The sequence below is a fragment of the Rhodospirillales bacterium genome, assembly GCA_016699855.1.
Classification (GTDB): domain Bacteria; phylum Pseudomonadota; class Alphaproteobacteria; order Reyranellales; family Reyranellaceae.
The window spans coordinates 16,610-38,254 of the sequence record CP064988.1; the positions used below are offsets into that span (position 1 = coordinate 16,610).

Sequence of the window (21,645 nt, forward strand, 5' to 3'; positions counted from 1 at the left end):
GGAATCCCCCGCGACTCGCGTTTCAGGGAATTCGCTCTAGCCGGCGTCCCGACGGGCGGGAAGCCGGCTACTCGCCCTGCTGCAGCAGCGTGCCGTCGCGGCGCGAGAGGTGGAAACACCACAGGAAGATGCGGAACCCCAGCGCCAGATAGAGCAGGCTGAGGCCGAAGGCCGGCGCCAGCAGATCCCAGCGGGCGACCTGCTGCGTCAGGATCGAGCGCATGCCCTCGAACACGTAGGCGGTCGGCACGCACCACGCCACCACCTGGAGCCATCCGGGCAGCGCCGAGACGGGATAGTAGACGCCACTGATGGGCAGCAGGATGAAGATACCGGCCCAGGCGAAGGTCTCGGCGCTCAGACCCATGCGCATGATCAGGCCGGCCATGGACAATCCGACCGACCAGCCGAACATCTGCAGGATGAGGAAGAACGCCAGCAACGCCGGGCCGATCTGGTAGATCGAGAAGCCGAAGAACGCCCATGCCAGCAGCGACACCGGGATCATGCCCAGCAGCGTGCGCAGCAGCGACACGGTGACGATGCCGGCGGCCAGCTCGATCGGCCGCAGCGGGCTGACGAAGAGATGGCCGAGGTTGCGCGACCACATCTCCTCGAGGAAGGCGATCGACAGCGAGAGGTTGCCGCGGATCAGCACCTCCCACAGCAGCAGGCCCGAGAGCAGCACGCCGAAGGCCTGGGCCACGTAGTTGGTCTGGAGCGCCAGGAACTGGCTGAGGAAGCCCCACATCACCATCTGGACGGCGGGCCAGTAGATCGAGTCGAGGATGCGCAGCCACGAGCTGCGGAACAGGTAGAGGTGCCTCAGCACGACGGCGCCGATCCGGCGGAAGGAGATGCCCGCCACCATCACGCCGCCGGCCGCTTGAGGTCGTCGAGGCCGCGCTGGCGGCCGCGGGCCATGTCGAGGAACACCTCCTCCATGTCGCTGCGCCCGAACCGCTCGATCAGCGCCGCCGGCGATCCGCGCTCGAACACGCGGCCGTTCTGCATCATGACGACATCGTCGCACATGCGCTCGACCTCCGCCATGTTGTGCGACGCCAGCAGGATCGTGGCGCCGGTCTCGGCCTGGTAGTCCTTGAGCAGCGTGCGCACCCAGTCGGCGGTGTCGGGATCCAGCGACGCCGTCGGCTCGTCGAGCAGAAGCACGTCGGGCGTGTTGATCAGCGCCTTCGCGAGCGCCACCCGGGTCTTCTGTCCGGCCGAGAGCTTGCCGGCGGGACGCTCCATCAGATCGGCGACCTGCATCCGCTCCGTGATCTCCGCCAACCGTCCGCGCACGTCGGCGACGCCGTAGAGACGGGCGTAGAAGTCGAGGTTCTGCCGCACGGTCAGGCGGTGCGGCAGGTCGACGTAAGGCGACGAGAAGTTCATCCGCGGCAGCGCGCGGTGGCGTTGCCGCCGCATGTCGACGCCGAGCACGTGGACGTCGCCGGACGTCGGCACCAGCAGGCCTAGCAGCATCGAGATGGTCGTCGTCTTGCCGGCGCCGTTGCCACCGAGCAGGCCCAGCACGGCGCCGCGCGGGACGACGAACGACAGGTCGTCGACCGCAACGAGATCCTTGTAGACCTTGCGCAGATGCGCGACCTCGATGGCGGGCGCCGCGGTCAAATCCCGTCGCCTCAACTCGCCTTGATGCCCGCTTCGATGCGGTCCATCGCGCGGCTCAACCGCTCGGCGCCCGAGGCGAAGCACAGGCGGAAATTGCCCTCGCCGCCGGCGCCGAAGGCGACGCCCGGCGCGATGCCGACCTTGTGCTCGGTCACCAGCCGCTTGGCGAAGGGCAGGCTTTCCTCGATGCCGTCGACCGAGAAGAAGGCGTAGAACGCCGCCTCCGGCCGCGCCACCTTGACGCGCGGCAACGCCGAGAGCCGCTGGAACACCAGCTCGCCGCCGGCCCGGCAGCGGTCCACCATGGTCTTGAGGAATTCCTCGCCGTGCTCGACCGCCGCCAGCGCGCCCTTCTGCAGGAAGGCCGGCGAGCCGCTGAGGTTGAACTGGATCAGCTTGGCGATCTCCTCGCCGAGGACGTGCGGCGAGGTGATCCATCCCAGGCGCCAGCCGGTCATCGCCCACGGCTTGGAGAAGCTCTGGAGCACGATCACGGGGTCGTCGGGGCCGGCGTGCTCGAGGAACGACGGCGCGTGCGGCGCGTTGTAGACGATTCGCGCGTACACCTCGTCGGCCATGATCCAGACGCCGCGGGCGCGCGCGAACTCCAACAGCGCCTTCTGCTGCGCCGACGGCATCGTCCAGCCGGTCGGATTTCCCGGCGAGTTGATGAAGATCGCGCGGGTGCGCTCGTCGACCGCCGCGAACACCTCCTCGAGGTCGAGCGATCAGTTGATTCCGTCGCGGCGGCCCAGCCCGACCGGCGCGGCGACGCCCCGCATGATGCTCAGGGCCGAGGTGATGTTGGGCCACACCGGCGAGACCACGACGATGTTGTCGCCGGGATCGATCAGCGCCTGGCAGCTCATCATGATCGCCTGCATGCCCGATCCCGTCACGGTGATACGGTCGGCGCGGCAGTCGACGCCGTAGAGGCGGCTCGTGTAGGTCGCGAGCGCCTCGCGCAGCTCGGGTATGCCGCGCTGCCAGGTGTAGAACGTCTCGCCCGCGTGCATCGCCTTGGACGCCGCCTCGCAGATGAAATCGGGCGTCTGGAGATCGCCCTCGCCGAACCACAGCGGGATCACGTCGGGATCGCCGCGGCCGAGCGCGGCGACGTCGCCGATCTTCGAGGTCGGCAGGCCGGCCACATGGCCGCTGATCGGCGTCCGCAGGCCGGGTAGAATGGTGCGCAGGTCGTTCATGTCGTGACCGTCAAACGCGACGACGCGCCGGGTCGCGGCGCGCCGTTCGGAAATGGAGCCGCATAAGGCCGGAACGGCCGGCGGAAATCAACCGTCGCGGGCGCGGGCGCGCGCCGGTTCTGGTAAAGTCGCGTCCAATGAAGCGCGTCACCTCCCGTCCGTCCACGCCGACTCCGCCGACACCAGCCTCGGCGCCGGATCATCGGCTCCAATGGGCGTTGGTGGTCGCGACCGCCGTCGCGGTGCCTGTGCTTGTCGGAGGGCGAGACGGCATCGTCCTCGGGTTGCTGAGCGACACCGACGCCTACACCCGCGTCAACCGGATCATCGCCTCGGTTGAAGCCGGCCGCGTCCTCGACCACGTCCCGCGCGACAACAGCGGCGACGCGGTTCCGCTGCATTGGACGCATCTTCTGGACGCGCTGATCATGGCGATCGCCCTTCCACTGCGGGCCTTCATGGACTGGAGCGAGGCCACCCGCCTCGCCGGCGCGGCGATCGGCCCCCTCAGCACGCTCGCGGTCGCGCTCGCGGCGGTCGGCGCCCTGCGCGCCATCCTGCCGGGCGCCGGCGCGATCCTCGCGACCGGTGCGCTCGCGGCGCTCGGGCCCCATGTGCTGGACTACGGCGCGTTCGGCCGCGCCGACCACCACGTGCTGCACGGCGCCGTGGCTCTGGCGGCGCCCGCCCTGGCCTACGCGGCCACGCGATTCGACGCGGGCGCGAGGCTCGCGATCGCCGGCGGCGCGGTCGGCGGACTGGGCGTGTGGCTCAGCCCCGAGCCGTTGCCCTTCATCCTCTTCGGGTGGGCGCTGACCTTGTTGTCCGACACCCGTCCGGTTGACCGGACCCGCCTCCGCGCCCTGTCCTTCGCCGGCGGGTACCTCGGGGCGGTCGCGCTGGGCTGGGCCGTCGATCCACCGTCGGGCGGACGTTTCGCGACCGAGATCGACCGCTTGTCGTGGCCCTACGTGGAACTCGGTCTCCTGATGGTCGCGGCGTCCGCCGCGGCGCCGCGCGCCACCCGCCGCTTCGGCGGCGCGTGGCCGGCGGCGATCGTCGCTGGCGCGGTCGCCGCCGCCGCGCTGGCGCTGTGGCTCGCGCACTATCCCGCGGTGCTACGCGGAACCGAGGGAATATTCTCGCCGGCGGGCGTCGAGCGCTTCTGGCGGCATGTCGAGGAGATGCGGCCGGTCGATTCGGTCCACAAACTCGTGTTCTACCTGCTTCTGCCCGCGCTGACCCTCGCCGCGGCCGCGGGTTGGCTCGTGCACCGCCGGCGCGACCCGGTGGCCGTGCTGGTCGCTCTCGGCGTGGTCTTCGCCCTCGCGGTATCGGCGCGCCATCTCCGGTTCGGCATCTATGCCGCGCTCGCCGCGGCGGTCGCCGCCGGGGTGGCGCTCGAGCTGTTGGTTCTACGACGACCGGTCGCGATGAGACTGCTGACCGCGACGGCCGTGGTCCTCGGCTTCGTGTTCCTGCCCGTCGTCGCCGGCAAACTCGCCGGGGCCGATCCGGTCGCGCCTGCGCATGGCGCCTGCGACGTATCGCGGCTCCGGGGCGCGCTGGCGTCCCTGGCCGGCAAGGTGGTTCTGAGCGAGTCCAGCGCCACGCCCGCGCTCGTCTTCTTCACGCCGGTCACGGTGGTCGCGGGGCCGTACCATCGCGCCGAGGCGCATCTGCTGGCGCTGATCGACGCCAACGCGGAACGCGGGTTCCGGGCGGGCATCCCGGAGTCGTTCAAGCGCACCAAGGCCGTCGCCGCGCTAGCATGCCGCCGCAGCGAGGCCGCGGACGGTACCCTCGGCGCGGCGCTGCGCGACGGCGTACCGCCGGACTGGCTGGAGGAACGTCCCATCCCGCCGGATCCCGGCTTCAGGTTGTACGTCCTGAAATGACGGTCGGCGGCGCCAACGTGCGACGTTCGCGCCGCCTACTGGATCGTCACGGCGCCGTCGCGGTCCCGCCGACGCGTCCCGGCACGAGGCGTTCGCCGAAGCCGACAGCGCTGGCGGCGCCCGCCTCGTGGTACTCGGCGTCCTGGTTGACCTGCCACACGTCCCACTTGGCGTGCCCGGCGAGGATGTTCTCCGCCGTCAGCATCGCCGTCATCATGGCGTGGTCCTGGTTGTTGTACTTGTGCATGCCGTTGCGGCCGACGAGGTGGAGGCCCGGCGCTTCCGTCTCGACCCACTTGCGGAAGGTCTCGACGTTGGCCTGGTAGTGGTCGTCGTATACCGGGTACGCCTTGGGCTGGCGGATGACGTGACCGTCGACGACCTCGTCCTCGGCGGCGAGGCCGAGATGGACCAGTTCCCTCTTCGCCAGCGCGACGAGATCCTCGTCCCTCGACGTCCAGAGGTCGTCGCCCTCGAAGCAGAAATACTCCAGCCCGTAGCAGTTCAGCGACGGATCCGGCACCAGTCCGGCGACCACGACTTGAAGTTCTGGATTCGGCCGACCTTCACGCCGGGCTCGTGGATGTAGATCCAGTTGTCGTCGAAGCGCTCGCGGTCCTTCACGACCAGCGCCACGGTGATGAAATCGCGGTAGCGCAGCGCCTTGGCGGCCGCGACCACGGCCTCCGGAGGCCGCGGCTCGATGCAGTCCGCCAGCTCGGCGATCGCCGCCGACGAGATCACATGGTCGGCCTCGATCGTGCGTTCCTCGCCGTCGACGCCGCGCGCGGTCACCGACCACGACCCGTTGCCGGCGTCGCGCGCGAGCCGCACGACATCGACGCCGCGCACCACGCTGCCGCCCTGCCGTTCGACATGGGCCGCTGCCGATTCCCACATCTGGCCCGGACCGAGCCTCGGATAGCGGAAGCTGTCGATCAACGTCTTGATCGTCTGCTCCTTGGACCGCGGCTTTTTCGGCATCAGCGCGTTCCAGACGGCGGTGCCCAGCGACAACCCCTTGATGCGCTGCGCTGCCCAATCCGCCGAGATGTCCGAGCACTTCATGCCCCACACCTTCTCGGTGTAGGTCTTGAAGAAGATGCTGAACAGCCGGTGGCCGAACTGGTTGGTCACCCACTCCTGGAAGCTGCGCGGCTTCGCGATCGGCCGCAGCCGCGCCTTGCCATACGACGCCATGCACAGCAGCGATTCGAACACGCCGAGCTTGAACAGCGCGTCGAACGCCCGCAGCGGATAGTCGAACAGCTTGCGCTGGTAGAATATCCGCGACTTGCGCGGACGGTCGATGAACTGGTCGCCGAGGATTTCGCTCCATAGCGCCTCGACCTCGCGCGATTTGGAGAAAAAGCGGTGACCGCCGATGTCGAAGCGGAACCCCTTGTAGCTCTCCGTGCGCGAGATTCCGCCGACGTTGCGCGCGTCGCGCTCGAACACCGTCACGGGCGCGCCGGCCTTGGTGAGCTGGTACGCGGCGGTCAGTCCGGCCGGGCCGGCGCCGATGCACACGGTCGAGGGCTTGAGGGCGGTCATGGGGTCGGTCCTTTCAGCGCGCGAGCGCGCGGGCGACGGCGGAGCGCAGCCCGGCGTTGAACGAGAAGGCGCTATGCGCCGCGAACGAATAGAAAGTGACGAGGCCGGTGGCGACGACGTGGGCCGCGAAGGCCGGGTCCACCGGCACGCCGGCGATGTCGAGCGCGCGGTCGTAACCGAGGGCCGCGAAGGTCCCGCGCGCCGCCTGGGCGATCACCGCCGTCAGCGCGACGCCCCCGGCCGCCACGACGATGAACGTGCGCAACTGGGCGCCGGCTGTGCGGCCGCCATAGCGGAAATTATAGGCGTAGTTCAGCCCGAAATTGACCAGCAGCCCCGCGGCGGAGCCGATCCCGACCGCCAACCAGTACGGCAGCATGCCGGCGGCGCCGCCCGACGTGCCATAGAGCAGTCGGCCGACCGCGAGATTGACGACCGCGGCCAGGCCGCCGAACACGAGGAACGTCGCGAACCGCCTGGACAGGAAGAGCCGCGCCGCGCGCTTCAGGACGGTAGTGAATCCGTTCCCTCGCGCGCCTGCAACCGACGCACCGCGAACGGTCGCCTCGCGCGTCGAAAGTGCGTCAGCCGGCGAAAGAGGGAATTCCGCTTGGAGGCTCAACGAGTTAACCTTTTAGATTAAAAATTAAATCTTCCAATTAGTTCATGTCACTAGATATAGAATTTAATCTAAAATAGCAAGAACATTGGCAACCGCAGGAACCCTCGGCTGGTGCCAAGGCGACATCTTCGGCACCGTCGCGACGAACTTCCGCCTGAAATCGCGCCCCGTCGGTTTCCCCCGGACGGGTCAGCCTCGGTCGGCGACCACGAATCCGGCCGCTTCGATCGCGCGTCGCACGACCGTGGCGTCCACTCCGTCCGGCACCGCCACGATCCCGGACGCGAGGTCGACCGAGAGCGGTTTCACGCCCGCCCGCTCGAGCGACACCGTCAGGGACCTGACGCATCCTCCGCATGTCATGCCGCGAACCTGGACCGTTTGCATCGCTTCCTCGCTTCCCGCGCCCGCCGCGACTATAGCCGCCTCGCGGGCCGAGTCGACGCGGCATGGCGCCATCCGGTATAGGAGCCGCGACCGAACGGGCGAGGAGCGGCCGGCGTGAGCGGCGACATCGACGATTTCCGGGGGCTGCTGGCCAAGGTCGGCACCGGCGCAAGCCTGACCATGGACGAGGCCGAGCGCGCCTTCGATATCATGACGGCCGGCGACGCCACCCCCGCCCAGATGGGCGCCTTCCTGATGGCGCTGCGCGTGCGTGGCGAGACCGTCGACGAGCTCGCCGGCGGCGCCCGCGTGCTGCGCGCCAAGGTCCTCAAGGTCGACGCCCCGCCGGGCGCGATGGACATCGTCGGCACCGGCGGCGACCACCACGGCACCTACAACGTTTCGACCGCGACGGCGCTGGTCGTCGCCGGCGCCGGCGTGCCGGTCGCGAAGCACGGAAACCGGGCTTTCACGTCGAAGAGCGGCGCCGGCGACGTGCTGGGCGCGCTGGGCGTGGGCATGGAGGTCCCCGTCGAGACCTTGGAGCGATCCCTGCGCGAAGCCGGAATCTGCTTCCTGATGGCGCCCCGGCACCACGGCGCGATGCGCAACGTCGCCGGTCCGCGCGTAGAGCTGGCGCCGACGCGCACCATCTTCAACATGCTCGGACCGCTCTCCAACCCCGCCCTGGTGTCGCTCCAGCTGGTCGGCGTCTATGATCGCAAATGGGTCCGTCCCGTCGCAGAGGCGCTGGGGAAGCTCGGCCTCGCGAGGGTCCTGGTGGCGCACGGCGCCGACGGCATGGACGAGATCACCACCACGACGACGACCTACGCCGCCGAGATGATCCGCGGCCCCGACGGCGCCTTCTCCGTGCGGGAGTTCGAGATCGCACCGGAGGACGCCGGGATTCCGCGAGCCACGCTGGCGTCGCTCAAGGGCGGCGATCCGGCGCACAACGCCGACGCGATCCGGGCCGTGCTGGCTGGCGCGGCGGGCGCGTTCCGCGATATCGTCCTGCTCAACGCCGCCGCCGCGCTGATGGTGGCGGGGAAGGCCGCCGATCTGAAGGCGGGCGCGGCGCTGGCGGCCGAGTCGATCGCATCCGGACGCGCCCGCGTCTGCCTCGAACGCCTCATCGCCATCTGTGGCGCGCCAAAGACCTGACACGCCACGCACGGGAAGCCCGATGCCCGCAGACCCCTCCACGCTACGGCTGATCGCCGGCTTCGCGGCCACCGGAACGGCGCTCGACAAGATCTGCGCCGACAAGGCGGAGCTGGTCGCCCAACGGAAGCGGGAAACGCCGCTGGCGACGCTCGAGGCGCGAATCCGCTCGAACGCCGACGCGCCGCGGGGGTTCGCGCGCGCCCTGCGGGCGGCGCGCGCCGCCGGCCGGTACGGGCTGATCGCCGAGATCAAGAAGGCGTCGCCGTCGAAGGGTCTGATCCGCGCCGATTTCGACCCGCCTGCGCTGGCGCGTGCCTACGCCGCCGGTGGCGCGGACTGCCTGTCGGTCCTGACCGACGGACCCTACTTCCAAGGCGACGACGCGTTCCTCGCCGCCGCCCGGGCGAGTTGCGCGCTGCCGGCCCTGCGCAAGGACTTCATGATCGACCCCTACCAGATCACCGAGAGCCGGGCGCTGGGGGCGGATTGCGTTCTCCTGATCATGGCCTGTCTGGAGGACGCGCTCGCGGCCGATCTCTGCGGCCGCGCCAAGGCATTCGGGATGGATGTTCTCGTCGAAGTTCACGATCAGCCGGAGCTTGATCGCGCACTTAAGCTAAATTCTGAATTAATCGGTATAAACAACAGAAATCTAAAGACATTATCTGTTGATTTGGCGACCACGGTCCGACTCTCCAACCTCGTTCCACCCGACCGCCTCGCGATCTCCGAGAGCGGCCTCGACTCGCCGGCCGATCTCGCCCGGATGGCGCGCGCCGGTGTCTCCTGCTTCCTGATCGGTGAGAGCTTCATGCGCAAACCGGACGTCGAGGCGGCGGTGCGGGCGCTGCTCGCCGCCCCGGCCGCGGCGTGAGCCGAGCCTGCGGGAGATCGACCCCATGAGCGACCTCACCCATTTCGACGCCGCCGGCAACGCCCGCATGGTCGATGTCGGCGACAAGGCGGCGACCGAGCGAATGGCGGTCGCCCGGGCGTCGGTGCGGATGCTGCCGGAGACGCTCCAGCTCATCCAGGACAAGGGCATGCGCAAGGGCGACGTGCTCGCCGTCGCACAGCTCGCCGGCATCATGGCGGCGAAGCGGACGCCCGATCTGATCCCGCTGTGCCATCCGCTGGCGCTGACGTCCGTGGCGGTCACGCTGTCGTGCGACGCGGCGCGATCCTCCGTGGACATCGAGGCGACCTGCAAACTGTCGGGCCGGACCGGCGTCGAAATGGAGGCGCTGACGGCGGCGTCGGTGGCGGCGCTGACCGTCTACGACATGTGCAAGGCGGTCGACCGCGCGATGACGATCACCGAAATCCGGCTGGTCCATAAATCCGGCGGCAAATCGGGCGTCTTCGACGCGCCCTGAGCGCCGCCGTCGCGGTTCACCTCGGCTTCTCGAACAACAACATGAACCTGTCGGTGTTGCCGCTGACGCTGCGGCGCCCGACCTCGTAGCGCAGCTCGTCGTCGGCGCGCGCGAACGTGTCCGCGAACGCCACCAGCCTCAGTCCCCCGGCCTGCGCCTCGAGCACGACGCGCATCGGATCGACCCGACGGCGGTTCTCGGGTCCATCGACCTCCATGTGCCGGCGGGTGTGGTCTTTCACGCAGTACAGGCCACCGGGTTTGAGCGCGTCGAACACGGCCTTGTTGAAGGCGCGGCCGCCGGCGGGATCGAACGCGTGGTATTCGCGGAAGCTGATGACGAGATCCACGCCGGTCACGCCGAGGTCGACGCGCTCCAGGATGAAGCGGCCGCGCGCCGCGTCGTACTCCATCGCTAGCGGAACCTTGCGCACCCGCGCCATCGATTCCTGCGCCAGGAACCGCTCAAGACGCGCCAGCGCGGCGGGCCGCGCCGCGATATGCAGTTCGCCCTTCTCCCGCAGCAGCGGCGCCAGGATCTCGGTATACCAGCCGGCGCCGGGGCCGAATTCGACCACGCGCATGTCCTCGCGCATGCGGCAGAACCCCAGCGCCTTGACGGGCTCCCGCTCGGCGTCGCGCGCGCGGCTCTCCGGCGCCCGCTGAGGCAGCGCCAAAGTCTCGCGGACGCGCTCCTGGAACGGCGTCAAGGCGCCCTGCCCCGCCGCCGGCGTGGTGGCCGATAGCCCGAGCAAGAGCGCGAGCGCGGCGGCATGTCCGGTCGATCCACGGTGCATCACGGCCTCCATCCAGTGTCGAGCGGCCTCAGTAGAGCGCGCGCCCGACGCCGCTGTCGAGCCGCGCCAGCGCTCGCCGCGCGGTCGCGGGCCGGCTATGCTCCGGCCGCCGACGCGGCGCGTCGGCTGAACGCAACGAGGAACGCGCACGTCATGCTCTCGGTCGATGAAGCGCTGGATCGAATTGTCTCCAAGGTCGCGCCGCTGCCGGCCGAGACCGTGTCGATCGCCGACGCCGTCGGGCGCATCCTCGCCGAGCCGGTGGTCGCGCGCCTCGACCAACCCTCCGCCGACCTCTCGGCGATGGACGGCTACGCCGTCCGCGCCGAGGACTGCGCCAAGTTGCCGGTTCAGTTTCGTGTCGTCGGCCAGGCCCCGGCCGGCGGCGCCTACGCCGGCACGCTCGGGCACGGCGAGGCGGTGCGCATCTTCACCGGCGGTCCGCTCCCGGCGGGCGCGGACACTATCGTCATCCAAGAGAACACCGCGGCCGACGCCGCGGGCGCCGTCACGATCCTCGAAGGCGCCCAGAAGGGACGCCACATCCGGCGGCGCGGATTGGATTTCTCCGCCGGCGGGGTCGGCATCGCCGCGGGCAGGCGCCTGACTCCCCGCGACATCGCGCTCGCGGCGGCGATGAACGTGCCGTGGCTGACCGTGCACAAGGCGCCGCGGGTGGCGATCCTCGCCACCGGCGACGAGCTCGTGATGCCCGGCGAGCCAGTCGGCGCCAACCAGATCGTGTCGTCGTCGGGGCTGGCCGTGGCCGCGTTGGTGCGCGGGTGGGGCGGCGAGCCGACGCTGCTGGGCATCGCGCGTGACCGCGTCGAGGAGATCGGCGCACGCGTCGCGGCCGGCGCCGGTTTCGACGTTCTCGTCACGCTGGGTGGCGCGTCGGTCGGCGACCACGACCTCGTGCAGGGCGTCCTCTCCAGCCAGGGCTTCGCGCTGGACTTCTGGCGGATCGCGATGCGGCCGGGCAAGCCGTTGATGGTGGCCGAGCGTCCCGGCTGCCTGGCCCTTGGCCTCCCCGGCAATCCGGTGTCCACGATGGTCTGCGCGCTGTTGTTCCTGAGGCCGGCGATCGACCGGTTGGCGGGGGGCGCGGGCGGCGCCGTCGCCATGAGCCCGGCCATCCTCGGGGTCGACGTCGGCGCCAACGACAACCGTCAGGACTACGTCCGGGCGCGGCTCAAACGCCGTTCCGACGGCGTTCTGGTCGCCACGCCGGCCGCGGTTCAGGACAGCTCGATGCTGTCGACGCTGGCCGCCGCCGACGGGCTGATCGTCCGCCCGGCGCACGATCCCACGCGCGCGAAGGGCGCGCCGATCGACGTTATCGACTTCGAGACGCTTGGCGCCCCGTTCTGAACGCCGCACGGACCGCGACACCATCGATCTCGAATTTCACGCCAAGCATGTCCGACGTGCGCGGCGACTTTATACATGAACTAAAATAGAACCGTTGTGGATATTCCCGTTTCGTTCTATGATGCGTTCGTAGGCGACTGGAGAGGTTCCGAACGTGCTCACCCGCAAACAGTACGAGCTGCTGGTGTTCATCAACAAGCGTCTGAGCGAGGACGGCGTGTCGCCTTCGTTCGACGAGATGAAGGAAGCCCTGAAGCTCCAGTCCAAATCGGGCATCCATCGCCTGATCACGGGGCTGGAGGAGCGCGGGTTCCTGCGCCGCCTGCCGCATCGCGCGCGGGCGCTTCAAGTGATTCGACTGCCGGAGGCGGCCGCCGTGCCGCACCTGCCTGATCCGGCCTTCCTTCCCGCCCCGAGCCGCTCGGCCACGACCATCGGCATGCGCGAGCCCGCCGGCGCGGCGTTCGTCCCACAGGTGATCAAGGGCGATTTCCGCCACGCCATGCCCGGCGCTATGGTGCCGGCGAACGAGGCCGGCGCGTTGTCGCTGCCGCTCTACGGCAAGATCGCCGCCGGCACGCCGATCGAGGCGCTACGCGACAACACCACGACCATCGACGTGCCCGCCTCGATGCTCGGCACCGGCGCCCACTACTGCTTGGAGGTAGAGGGCGATTCGATGGTCGACGCCGGCATCAGCGACGGCGACATCGCGATCATCCGCAGCGGCGACACGGCCGAGAACGGCAGCATCGTCGTGGCACTTGTCGACGACGGCGAAGCGACGCTGAAGCGCCTGCGTCGTAAGGGCGCGTCGATCGCGCTGGAGCCTGCCAACCCCCGCTACGAGACGCGCATTTTCGGTCCCGACCGGGTCAAGGTGCAGGGACGGCTGGTGGGGCTGTACCGCCGCTTCTAGCCGGCGGCGGCGCTGTCTCGCGCCGGCCTTTGAACGGGGAGGCCGCGCCCTCGGTCGTAGCCCTGGGACGTTTCTCGGGTTGGGGCACCCACGGTCGCTCACCGCGCAAGCCGCGCGCCGTCTCTATCCTGAAGGCGCCCCCGGGATCGATCCATAGCGCGTGCGATCCATGGCGCCAGAGATCGAACCTGTCGACGACCGCCACCGCGCCCGGACACCGTCGTCGGACCGGCACCAGCGACACGATGGCGTCCACCGCGCCGCAATCGTCGGCCAGCGCCTCCGTGCGGTTGACGATGGCCACGCGCCGCCCGTCACGACTGTAGAGACAGCCCAGAGAATCGCATCGCAGGCGGCCGTCCGCGCTGAGGGTGCCGACCGGCCAGAGCCCCGGCCCGTCGGCGCCCGCGCGCCGCACCCATGTCTCGCCCGCGAAGCGCTGGATCCGGGGCGAGGACAGCATCATGCCGCCATCGGCCGAACGCACCCCGACCAGACGTGCGTCCTCGCTGACCAGCACGTCGGGCGGCCGCGACCAGAGCCCCAGCGCGAAGGCCGCGACGACGGGCGCGAGCCCGAACAGCCGCCACGTCTCCCGCCACAGGCACAGCCACAGGCCGCCGATGGTCAGGAGCCACAGCGACGCGCCGGGCAGCGCCGGCGCCACGGCGGCGGCGGCTGGCCACGCCGCCGTCTGCCGGCCGACCTCGATGATCGCGTCGATCCCCCAGCCCATGGCCGCGAGCGCCCAGCCTTCGAGTCCGAACGGCATCAACAGCATGGCCGCCAGGCCGAACGGCATGACCCAGATGCCGGTCAACGGCACGGCGATGAGGTTGGCGACGACGCCGAGCAGGCTCAGGCGGTTGAAATGGTAGATGGAGAATCCCGCCGTCGCGAGGCTCACCACGATGGTCGTGAACATCGACGCCGCGACGTGGGTGCCGAGGCGCGCCGCCACGGTGTCGCGCCCTCCGGCGGCCGCGCGCGCGCGCCATCGCGCGCGCAGCGGCCGCCACGTCTCCCACGCGGCGATCAGAGCGACGACGGCCGCGAACGACAGCTGGAAGCTGGCGCCGACAAGGCTTTCGGGCAGGATCACGAGGATCACCGCCGCCGCCCAGCATACCAGCCGCATCGTCAGCGCCGAGCGGTCGACCAGCACGGCGAGCAGCACGATGGACAGCATAAGGAACGACCGCTGCGCTGGAACCGGCGCGCCCGCCAGCAGCGTGTAGAACCCGGCGCCGGCGATGCCCGCGAGCGCCGCCCACTTCTTGATGGGGTGACGCAGCGCGACGCGCGGGATCAGCGCGAGACCGTAGCGCACCAGTCCCATCACGAGCACGGCCGCGAAGCTGATGTGCAACCCGGAGATCGACAGCAGATGGGCGAGGCCGGAATCGCGCAGCGCCTGCATCGTCTCGCGCGAGATGCCGCTCTGGTCGCCGACGATCAGCGCGGCGGCCATCGCGCCGGCGTCGCCCGGCAGGGCGGCCACGATCCGCGCCGACAACCGCCTCCGCAGCTCGTCGATCCGCATGATCACGCCGTCGGGCGCGCCGCGCTGGACGACCACGGGCTGGCCCATGGCGTAACCGACGGCGCCGAGCCGCTGGTACCAGGCGAAGCGCTGGAAGTCGAAGGCGCCGGGCGCGGCCGGTCCCGGCGGCGGCGAGAGATTGCCCACGATCGATATCCGGTCGCCGGTCGCGAACGTGCCGCCGGCGCGCGGCAGCGTGAGGCGGATCCGCGCGGGCGTCGCCTCGGCGCGCACGCCCCGCAACGCGACGCGGTCGAGCACGACCCGCCTGCCCTCCGGCAACAGCGTCACCTCGACGACGCGGCCCTCGATCGGCGCCGGGCCATACGCGCGCGGCAGCACCGGCGCGGCGACGTCGTGCGTGCGCCACGTCACGACACCGAGCCCGAGACCGAAGGCGACGATGGCGAAGGCCAGCGGTCGACCCGCCACCGCCGCGAAGGCGATCGCGACACCCAGGAGCGCGATCGCCGGACCGGCCCAGAGCGGAGGCTCGACCGGCAGTTCGAAGTAGCAGGCGATGCCGGCGCCCAGCGCCACCGGAATCCAGAGCGCCCAGCGGTCGCGCTCCGCCAGCAGGCGCCCCGCGACATATGCGCGAATCCGCGCCGGCGCGGCCGCGGTGGCCGCGGTGGCCGTTGGAGCGGTGGATCCGGCGAGGCTCATCGGATCCCGGACGCCTTAACGCGCGGGCGGCGAGGTCATGGCTTATGCTAGGCGGGCTTTTGTGACAAAAGCAGGGCCGCCGGGAACGCCGCGAGCTTCCCGCCCCAGCCGACAACCCGCACGCCCCGGACCCGTTCCCGTATGACTGTCGTCACCCGTTTCGCCCCCTCGCCCACCGGCTTCCTGCACATCGGCGGCGCCCGAACGGCGCTGTTCAACTGGCTCTACGCGCGACGGCACGGCGGCAAATACCTGCTGCGGATCGAGGACACCGACCGCCAGCGCTCGACCGACGAGGCGATCAAGGCGATCCAGGAGGGTCTCGCCTGGCTCGGTCTCGACTGGGACGGCGACATCGTCTTCCAGTTCAGCCGCGCCGCGCGGCACGCCGAGATCGCGCACCGCCTGCTGGCCGAGGGTCGCGCGTACCATTGCTACGCCTCGCCGCAGGAGCTCGACGAGATGCGGGAGCGCGCCCGCGCCGAGGGCCGGCCTATGCGCTACGACGGGCGCTGGCGCGACCGCGACCCCAAGGACGCGCCGGCCGGCGTCAAGCCCGTCGTCCGCCTGAAGGCGCCGCAGACCGGGGCGACGACGGTCGTCGACCGGGTGCTCGGTGCCGTCACGATCCAGAACGAGCAGCTCGACGACATGGTCCTGCTGCGCTCCGACGGCACGCCGGTCTACATGCTCTCGGTGGTGGTCGACGACCACGACATGGACATCACCCACGTCATCCGCGGCGCCGACCACCACACGAACACCTTCCGGCAGGTCCAGCTCTACAACGCGTTGGAATGGCGGATTCCGGAGTTCGCGCACATCCCGCTGATCCACGGGCCGGACGGCGCGAAGCTGTCCAAGCGGCACGGCGCCCTCGGCGTCGACGCCTACCGGGACATGGGCTTCCTGCCGGAGGCGCTGCGCAACTACCTGCTGCGGCTGGGCTGGAGCCATGGCGACGACGAGATCATCCCGACGGCCAAGGCGATCGAGTGGTTCGACCTCGAGCATGTCGGCCAGTCGCCGGCGCGGTTCGACTTCGCCAAGCTGACCAATCTGAATGCGCAGTATCTCCGTGAGACACCGGTCGAGATTCTGCTGCCGCTGGTCCGGCCGGCGCTTGAGGCGACCATCGGAGGACCGCTCGAAGTGGTGGCCGAGGACCGTGTCCGCCGCGGTTTCGACGGGGTGCGCCAGCGCTCACGCACCGTCCCGGAACTGGCCGCCGGCCTCGCCTTCTACGCCCGCGCCGGCGCCCCGCCGATCGCCGACGACAAGGCGCGCGCGCAAATGACGACCGAAGCCAAGGCGCTCACGGGCCGGGTCGCCGACGCCATCGCCGCGACCGGCGACTGGACGGAGGGCGCGCTGGAGGCGGCCGTCAAGGCCTATGCCGAGACCGCCGGCGTCAAGCTGGGCGCCGTCGCCCAGCCGCTGCGCGTCGCGCTGACGGGCTCGACGGTTTCGCCCGGCATCTTCGAGGTGCTCGCGATCCTGGGTCGCGACGAATCGCTGGCGCGGTTGCGCGCGGCGGCGGCATAACGCTGTTCCGGCAGGATTCCTGACGTAATTGCGCGACGCGGCGCCGCTTGTTAGGGTGGCGACGGACACCATGCCGCGCGAGCGCGGCTACGCGCGCGCGGCCGATGGGCGACGGATTGTTCGAACGAAGGGTGGAGCCATGAACAGCAACAAGACGATGACCCTCACCGACGACGTGACGGGCAAGAACTGGAAGTTCCCGGTCATGAAGGGCACGACCGGTCCCGACGTCGTCGACGTGCGCTCGCTCTACGGCCAGACCGGCATGTTCACCTACGACCCCGGCTTCACGTCGACCGGATCGTGCGAATCCAAGATCACGTACATCGACGGCGAGGCGGGCGTGCTGCTGCACCGCGGCTACAACATCGCCGAGCTGGCCGAGAAGAGCGACTTCATGGAGGTCGCCTACCTGCTGCTGAACGGCGAGCTGCCGAACGCCGACCAGAAGAAGGCGTTCAACAGCGGGATCATGCGCCACACCATGGTGCACGAGCAGATCACGCGCTTCTACCAGGGCTTCCGCCGCGACGCCCATCCGATGGCCGTCTGCTGCGGCGTCGTCGGCGCGCTGTCGGCGTTCTACCACGACTCGCTCGACATCAACGATCCGCACCAGCGCATGATCGCCCAGTACCGGCTGATCGCGAAGATGCCGACGATCGCGGCCATGGCCTACAAGTATTCGATCGGCCAGCCGTTCCTGTATCCCCAGAACAACCTCAGCTACCCCGGCAACTTCCTGCGCATGCTGTTCGGCGTGCCGGCCGAGGAGTACGAGGTCAATCCGGTCGTCGAGAAGGCGATGGACCGCATCCTGATGCTGCACGCCGACCACGAGCAGAACGCCTCGACGTCGACGGTCAGGCTCGCCGGCTCGTCGGGCGCCAACCCGTTCGCCTGCATCGCGGCCGGCATCGCGTCGCTGTGGGGTCCGAGCCACGGCGGCGCCAACGAGGCCGTGCTCAACATGCTCCAGCACATCGGCGGCAAAGCCAACATCGGCCCGTTCCTGTCCCGCGTGAAGGACAAGGAGGACCACACGCGGCTGATGGGCTTCGGCCACCGCGTCTACAAGAACTTCGACCCGCGCGCGACGGTGATGCGCAAGACCTGCCACGAGGTGCTGGCGGCGCTCGGGATCAAGGGCGATCCGCTGCTCGAGCTGGCCATGGAGATGGAGGAGTTCGCGCTCAAGGACGACTACTTCATCTCGAAGAAGCTCTATCCCAACGTCGATTTCTATTCCGGCATCATCTTCCGGGCGATCGGCATCCCGGTGTCGATGTTCACCGTGCTGTTCGCGGTGGCGCGCACGGTCGGCTGGATCTCGCAGTGGCGCGAGATGGTCGAGGATCCCCAGCAGAAGATCGGCCGGCCCCGCCAGCTCTACACGGGCAAGACCGAGCGCGCCTACGTCCCCATCCACGCCCGCGGCTGACGCGGGGCGGCGCCCGTGGCCGCCCGCGGCCGGCGTTCGCGCGAGACGGCGGAGGACCACGTCCTGCGCCGCGCCACCCGCGTCGTCCGCGTCGGACGGCCGGCCAACGACAACGTCTGGGCCGGCGCGCGCTACCTGAGGCTCGCCGCGCCGGTCGCGATCATCATCGCCGTGGTGGCGGCCGGCCTGGTCTTTGGAAGGTGAACGCGCGCGGTCAACCGCGCTGGATCAGCTCGATCTTGTAGCCGTCCGGGTCCTCGACGAACGCGATCACCGTCGTGCCGAACTTGACCGGACCCGGCGCCCGGGTGATGCGGGCGCCGTCGGCGGCGAGCCGCTCGCAGACCTTGTAGACGTCGGGCACGCCGATCGCGAGATGGCCGAAGGCGTTGCCCTGGTCGTAGGGTTTGTCCTGGCCCCAGTTGAAGGTCAGCTCGACGACCGAGCTGTCCTTTTCCGATCCGTAGCCGACGAAGGCGAGGCTGTACTTGCCGTCCGGCACGTCGCGCGCGCGCAGCAGCTTCATGCCCAGCAGACGGGTGTAGAAATCGACCGACTTCTCCAGATCCATGACGCGGATCATCGTGTGGAGCATGCTGTGCCCGGGGGCCGGTTCGGAGACGGTCCTGGCGTTGAGCGCCGCCGCCGGCGCGTAGCTTCCGTCCATCGCGTCCTCCGTCCGATGTTCCCGCGCGGCGCGGTCCGGCGCCGGCGTCAGTTGTCGCGGATCATCGCCGCGAAAGTGGCCTCGGCGACGACCTTGCCGTCGACCACGGCCTTGCCTTCGAATTTCCACACGCTCTGCCGGCTCTGGAGCTTGCGGACGTGCACTTCCATCCGGTCGCCCGGCGTGACCGGGCGGCGGAAACGGGCGCCGTCGATCGACATGAAGTAGACCAGCTTGCCCTCGGCCTCGGGGCCGAGCGTCTGGACCACGAGGACGGCGGCGGTCTGCGCCATCGACTCGACGATCAGCACGCCGGGCATCACCGGCGCGGCCGGGAAATGGCCCTGGAAGAACGGCTCGTTGATCGTGACGTTCTTGATGCCGACGCAGCTCTCGCCGTGGCGGATATCCACCACGCGGTCCACCAGAAGCATCGGATAGCGGTGCGGGATCATCCGCACGATCCGCAGGATGTCCAGCGAGTCCAGCCGCCCGGCCTCCTCGCCTGTCGGTTTGTCCCTCATGTCGGTCGATCCGGGGCGGTCCATGGCGGTCTAGAAACGCGTGCCGAAACTGAAGCGGAAATTCTCGACCTTGTCGAACTTCTCCCTCCGGATCGGCAGGGCGTAGTCGACGCGGATCGGCCCGAACGGGGACACCCACTGGACACCGACGCCCGCCGTCACGCGGATGGACTTGCTGTCCTGGGTCGTGGCGTCCTTCTCCTCGGGCGCCCACAGGCTGCCGGCGTCGATGAAAGCCTTGCCGAGGATGCCGATCTCGCGCGGCAAGCCGATCGGGAAGCTGAACTCGGCCGAGGCGACGTAGAAATACTTGCCACCAAGCGCGTCGCCGCCGTCGTGCGGCCCGACGCCACCGGTCGCGAAGCCGCGGAAATTGTCGCCCCCCAGAAAGAACCGGCTGTTGATACTGACATTGTCGCCGCCGAGGCCGACGATCACGCCAGCCTGGCCGATCAGAGAGAACACGACCTCGTCGAACACCGAGTAGTGACAGGCGGCGTCGACCTTGTTGCGGACGTAGTGCTCGGTGCCGCCGGCTCCGGCGATGTCCAGGGAGTAGCGGACCAGGGTCCCCTTGGTCGGCGCCTGCCGGTTGTCGCGGGTGTCCCACGCGATCGACGTGCCGAACTCCGACGTCACGGTCGTGCCCGCCTGTTGCTTGATGATCGCGGACGCGTTCTCGCCGACGTTGCTGATCTTGTCCTGGTGGAGCGTGTACTTGACGCTCTGCCGGGTGTTCTCGGACAGGCTCCAGCCCGCGCGCAGGGCGAATCCGATCGACTTCTCGTCGTACGAACTGCTCTTCTGATTGTCGCGGGTGATGCGGAACACGTCGAACCCGGCCGCGACGTTGCGGTCGAGGAAGAAGGGCTCGGTGAAGCTGAGGTCGACCTGGGTGCTCTTGGTGCCCAGCGACAGGCTCAAGCGCAGATCCTGGCCGCGTCCGAGCAGGTTGCGCTCGCGGACCGAGATGTCGGCCAGCGGGCCGGAGGAGGTCGAGAAGCCGGCGCCGAACGAGATCTCGCCGGTGCTCTGCTCGACGACGTTGACCTCGATGACGGTCCTGTCCGGGCTCGCGCCCGCCTGGTTGGAGATGTCCACCTTCTCGAAGAAGCCGAGGTTCTGCAGGCGCTGCTGCGAGCGGCGCAGCTTGGCGGTGTTGAAGGCGTCGCCCTCGGACAGGCGGAACTCGCGCCGGATCACCTTGTCGAGCGTGCGCGTGTTGCCGGAGATGTTGATGCGCTCGACATAGACCCGCGGGCCCTCCTGGATGTCGAAGGTGACGTCGACGGTCAACGTCTCCTTGTTGCGCTTGATGTTCGGCCGGACGTCGACGAAGGCGTAGCCGAGCGTGCCGACCGCCTCCGACACCGCCGTGATCGTCTGCTCGACGCGCTCGGCGTTGTACCAATCGCCCTCGCGCGCGGTCACCAGGGCCTTGATCGCGTCGACATCGAGGCCCTCGAAGCGCGACGTGACGTCGACCTTGCCGAACTTGTAGCGCTCGCCCTCGGAGATGGTGAACGTGACGTAGAAGCCCTCGCGGTCGGGCGCCAGCTCGGCCACCGCCGACAGCACGCGGAAATCGGCGTAGCCCTCCGACAGGTAGAACTTCCGCAGCAGCTCCTTGTCGAAGTTGATGCGGTCCGGATCGTAGCGGTCGTCCGACGTGAACAGCCGGTACCACGCCGACTCGGTCGTGCGGATCTTCTCCCGCAGCGTGCCGTCCTTGAACCGCTCGTTGCCGATGAACGTGATGCGCCGGATGCCGGTGGTGTCGCCCTCGGAGATCTCGAACACGAGGTCGACGCGGTTCTGCTCGAGCTTGATGACCTTGGGTTCGATCGAGGCGTTGAACTTGCCGGACCGGCGGTACACCTCGAGGAGGCGCTTGACGTCGGCCTGGACCTTGGCGCGCGTGAACACGGTGCGCGGCTTGGTCTGGATCTCCTGCTTGAGCTGGTCGTCGTCGAGCTTCTTGTTACCTTCGAACGCGATGCGGTTGATGATCGGATTCTCGACCACCTTGACGATCAGCGTCCCGCCGTCGCGCTGGAACGTCACGTCGGAGAACAGGCCCGTCGCGAACAGCGCCTTCAGCGAACGGTCGGCCGCCTCCGGATCGAACGGCTGGCCTTCCTTCAGCGAGATGTAGGAGCGGATGGTCTCCAGCTCGACCCGGCTGGAGCCCTGGACGACGATGCTGGTGACCACGCCTCCGGGCGCCGCAGGCCCGCGCTGCGCCTGCGCCGCCGGGATTCCCGCGGCGACACCTGCGAAGATCAGGGCGCAAACCGCCAAAAAGCGCGTGAACCGATTCAAA

General features: G+C 69.4%; 18 protein-coding genes and 2 pseudogenes. 9 read left to right on the top strand and 11 right to left on the bottom strand.

The genetic code is table 11. The features are described 5' to 3' along the window. Nucleotides 1-67: 67 nt before the first annotated feature. The 3 genes and pseudogenes from IPK81_00085 to IPK81_00095 all read right to left on the bottom strand — a co-directional run bounded on the left by IPK81_00085 (nt 68) and on the right by IPK81_00095 (nt 2,843). Nucleotides 68-871 carry an ABC transporter permease gene (locus IPK81_00085; protein ID QQS12750.1) on the bottom strand — a complete coding sequence of 268 codons (804 nt, stop codon included), beginning with the start codon at nt 869-871 and terminating at the stop codon, nt 68-70. Then, the gene (locus IPK81_00090) at nt 871-1,638 is read right to left on the bottom strand and encodes an ABC transporter ATP-binding protein (protein ID QQS12751.1); all 768 of its coding nucleotides are present in this window, start codon (nt 1,636-1,638) and stop codon (nt 871-873) included. The genes IPK81_00085 and IPK81_00090 overlap by 1 nt, the downstream gene beginning before the upstream one ends. Before the next feature lie 11 nt (nt 1,639-1,649). Then, a pseudogene (locus tag IPK81_00095) lies at nt 1,650-2,843 on the bottom strand (pyridoxal phosphate-dependent aminotransferase). Nucleotides 2,844-3,064: 221 nt separating this feature from the next. On the opposite strand from IPK81_00095, the gene IPK81_00100 reads away from it, so the two are divergent. Next, entirely contained in the window at nt 3,065-4,741 is a 1,677-nt protein-coding gene (locus IPK81_00100; GenBank protein QQS12752.1) for a hypothetical protein, read from the top strand. 46 nt (nt 4,742-4,787) lie between these two features. On the opposite strand, the pseudogene IPK81_00105 reads toward IPK81_00100, so the two are convergent. From IPK81_00105 to IPK81_00115, 3 genes and pseudogenes are all read right to left on the bottom strand, one after another. Continuing rightward, nucleotides 4,788-6,295: pseudogene (locus tag IPK81_00105) on the bottom strand (NAD(P)/FAD-dependent oxidoreductase). A 13-nt stretch (nt 6,296-6,308) separates the two neighbouring features. Beyond that, complete coding sequence (locus IPK81_00110) at nt 6,309-6,917, bottom strand: GtrA family protein (protein QQS12753.1); 609 nt, start codon at nt 6,915-6,917, stop codon at nt 6,309-6,311. A 189-nt stretch (nt 6,918-7,106) separates the two neighbouring features. Continuing rightward, nucleotides 7,107-7,304, bottom strand: coding sequence for a heavy-metal-associated domain-containing protein (locus IPK81_00115; GenBank protein QQS12754.1), 198 nt, complete (start codon nt 7,302-7,304; stop codon nt 7,107-7,109). A 126-nt stretch (nt 7,305-7,430) separates the two neighbouring features. On the opposite strand from IPK81_00115, the gene trpD reads away from it, so the two are divergent. From trpD to moaC, 3 genes are read left to right on the top strand one after another with little or no spacing between them, the layout of a single operon-like run. Beyond that, nucleotides 7,431-8,471 carry an anthranilate phosphoribosyltransferase gene (trpD, locus tag IPK81_00120; GenBank protein QQS14901.1) on the top strand — a complete coding sequence of 347 codons (1,041 nt, stop codon included), beginning with the start codon at nt 7,431-7,433 and terminating at the stop codon, nt 8,469-8,471. 22 nt (nt 8,472-8,493) lie between these two features. Continuing rightward, nucleotides 8,494-9,348: an indole-3-glycerol phosphate synthase TrpC gene (gene trpC / locus IPK81_00125; GenBank protein ID QQS12755.1), complete on the top strand. Its 855-nt coding sequence runs from the start codon at nt 8,494-8,496 to the stop codon at nt 9,346-9,348. A 25-nt stretch (nt 9,349-9,373) separates the two neighbouring features. After that, nucleotides 9,374-9,850, top strand: coding sequence for a cyclic pyranopterin monophosphate synthase MoaC (gene moaC / locus IPK81_00130; protein ID QQS12756.1), 477 nt, complete (start codon nt 9,374-9,376; stop codon nt 9,848-9,850). A gap of 16 nt (nt 9,851-9,866) precedes the next feature. Here moaC and IPK81_00135 read toward each other — a convergent pair whose 3' ends face one another. Continuing rightward, entirely contained in the window at nt 9,867-10,646 is a 780-nt protein-coding gene (locus tag IPK81_00135; protein QQS12757.1) for a methyltransferase, read from the bottom strand. 153 nt (nt 10,647-10,799) lie between these two features. On the opposite strand from IPK81_00135, the gene IPK81_00140 reads away from it, so the two are divergent. Further along, nucleotides 10,800-12,017, top strand: a complete 1,218-nt coding sequence (locus IPK81_00140; protein QQS12758.1) for a molybdopterin molybdotransferase MoeA — start codon at nt 10,800-10,802, stop codon at nt 12,015-12,017. Between the two features lie 154 nt (nt 12,018-12,171). After that, complete coding sequence (gene lexA, locus IPK81_00145) at nt 12,172-12,936, top strand: transcriptional repressor LexA (protein ID QQS12759.1); 765 nt, start codon at nt 12,172-12,174, stop codon at nt 12,934-12,936. On the opposite strand, the gene IPK81_00150 is transcribed toward lexA, so the two are convergent. After that, a complete protein-coding gene (locus IPK81_00150) occupies nt 12,893-15,145 on the bottom strand; it encodes a ComEC/Rec2 family competence protein (protein QQS12760.1) in 2,253 nt (750 codons plus the stop codon). The two genes, lexA and IPK81_00150, sit on opposite strands and share 44 nt — an antisense overlap. A gap of 141 nt (nt 15,146-15,286) precedes the next feature. Here IPK81_00150 and IPK81_00155 point away from each other — a divergent pair, with 141 nt between their 5' ends. The 3 genes from IPK81_00155 to IPK81_00165 all read left to right on the top strand — a co-directional run bounded on the left by IPK81_00155 (nt 15,287) and on the right by IPK81_00165 (nt 18,335). Further along, the gene (locus tag IPK81_00155) at nt 15,287-16,690 is read left to right on the top strand and encodes a glutamate--tRNA ligase (GenBank protein ID QQS12761.1); all 1,404 of its coding nucleotides are present in this window, start codon (nt 15,287-15,289) and stop codon (nt 16,688-16,690) included. 139 nt (nt 16,691-16,829) lie between these two features. Then, nucleotides 16,830-18,131 (top strand): citrate (Si)-synthase, encoded by a 1,302-nt coding sequence (gltA, locus tag IPK81_00160; GenBank protein QQS12762.1) that lies wholly within the window; start codon nt 16,830-16,832, stop codon nt 18,129-18,131. Between the two features lie 15 nt (nt 18,132-18,146). Continuing rightward, complete coding sequence (locus IPK81_00165) at nt 18,147-18,335, top strand: hypothetical protein (GenBank protein QQS12763.1); 189 nt, start codon at nt 18,147-18,149, stop codon at nt 18,333-18,335. A gap of 10 nt (nt 18,336-18,345) precedes the next feature. On the opposite strand, the gene gloA is transcribed toward IPK81_00165, so the two are convergent. The 3 genes from gloA to bamA form a co-directional block, all read right to left on the bottom strand. Then, on the bottom strand, nt 18,346-18,726 hold the full coding sequence (gloA, locus tag IPK81_00170) for a lactoylglutathione lyase (GenBank protein ID QQS14902.1): 381 nt from the start codon (nt 18,724-18,726) through the stop codon (nt 18,346-18,348). 119 nt (nt 18,727-18,845) lie between these two features. Beyond that, a complete protein-coding gene (gene fabZ / locus IPK81_00175) occupies nt 18,846-19,322 on the bottom strand; it encodes a 3-hydroxyacyl-ACP dehydratase FabZ (protein ID QQS12764.1) in 477 nt (158 codons plus the stop codon). A 30-nt stretch (nt 19,323-19,352) separates the two neighbouring features. Then, on the bottom strand, nt 19,353-21,644 hold the full coding sequence (gene bamA, locus IPK81_00180) for an outer membrane protein assembly factor BamA (GenBank protein QQS12765.1): 2,292 nt from the start codon (nt 21,642-21,644) through the stop codon (nt 19,353-19,355). Nucleotide 21,645 lies beyond the last annotated feature (1 nt).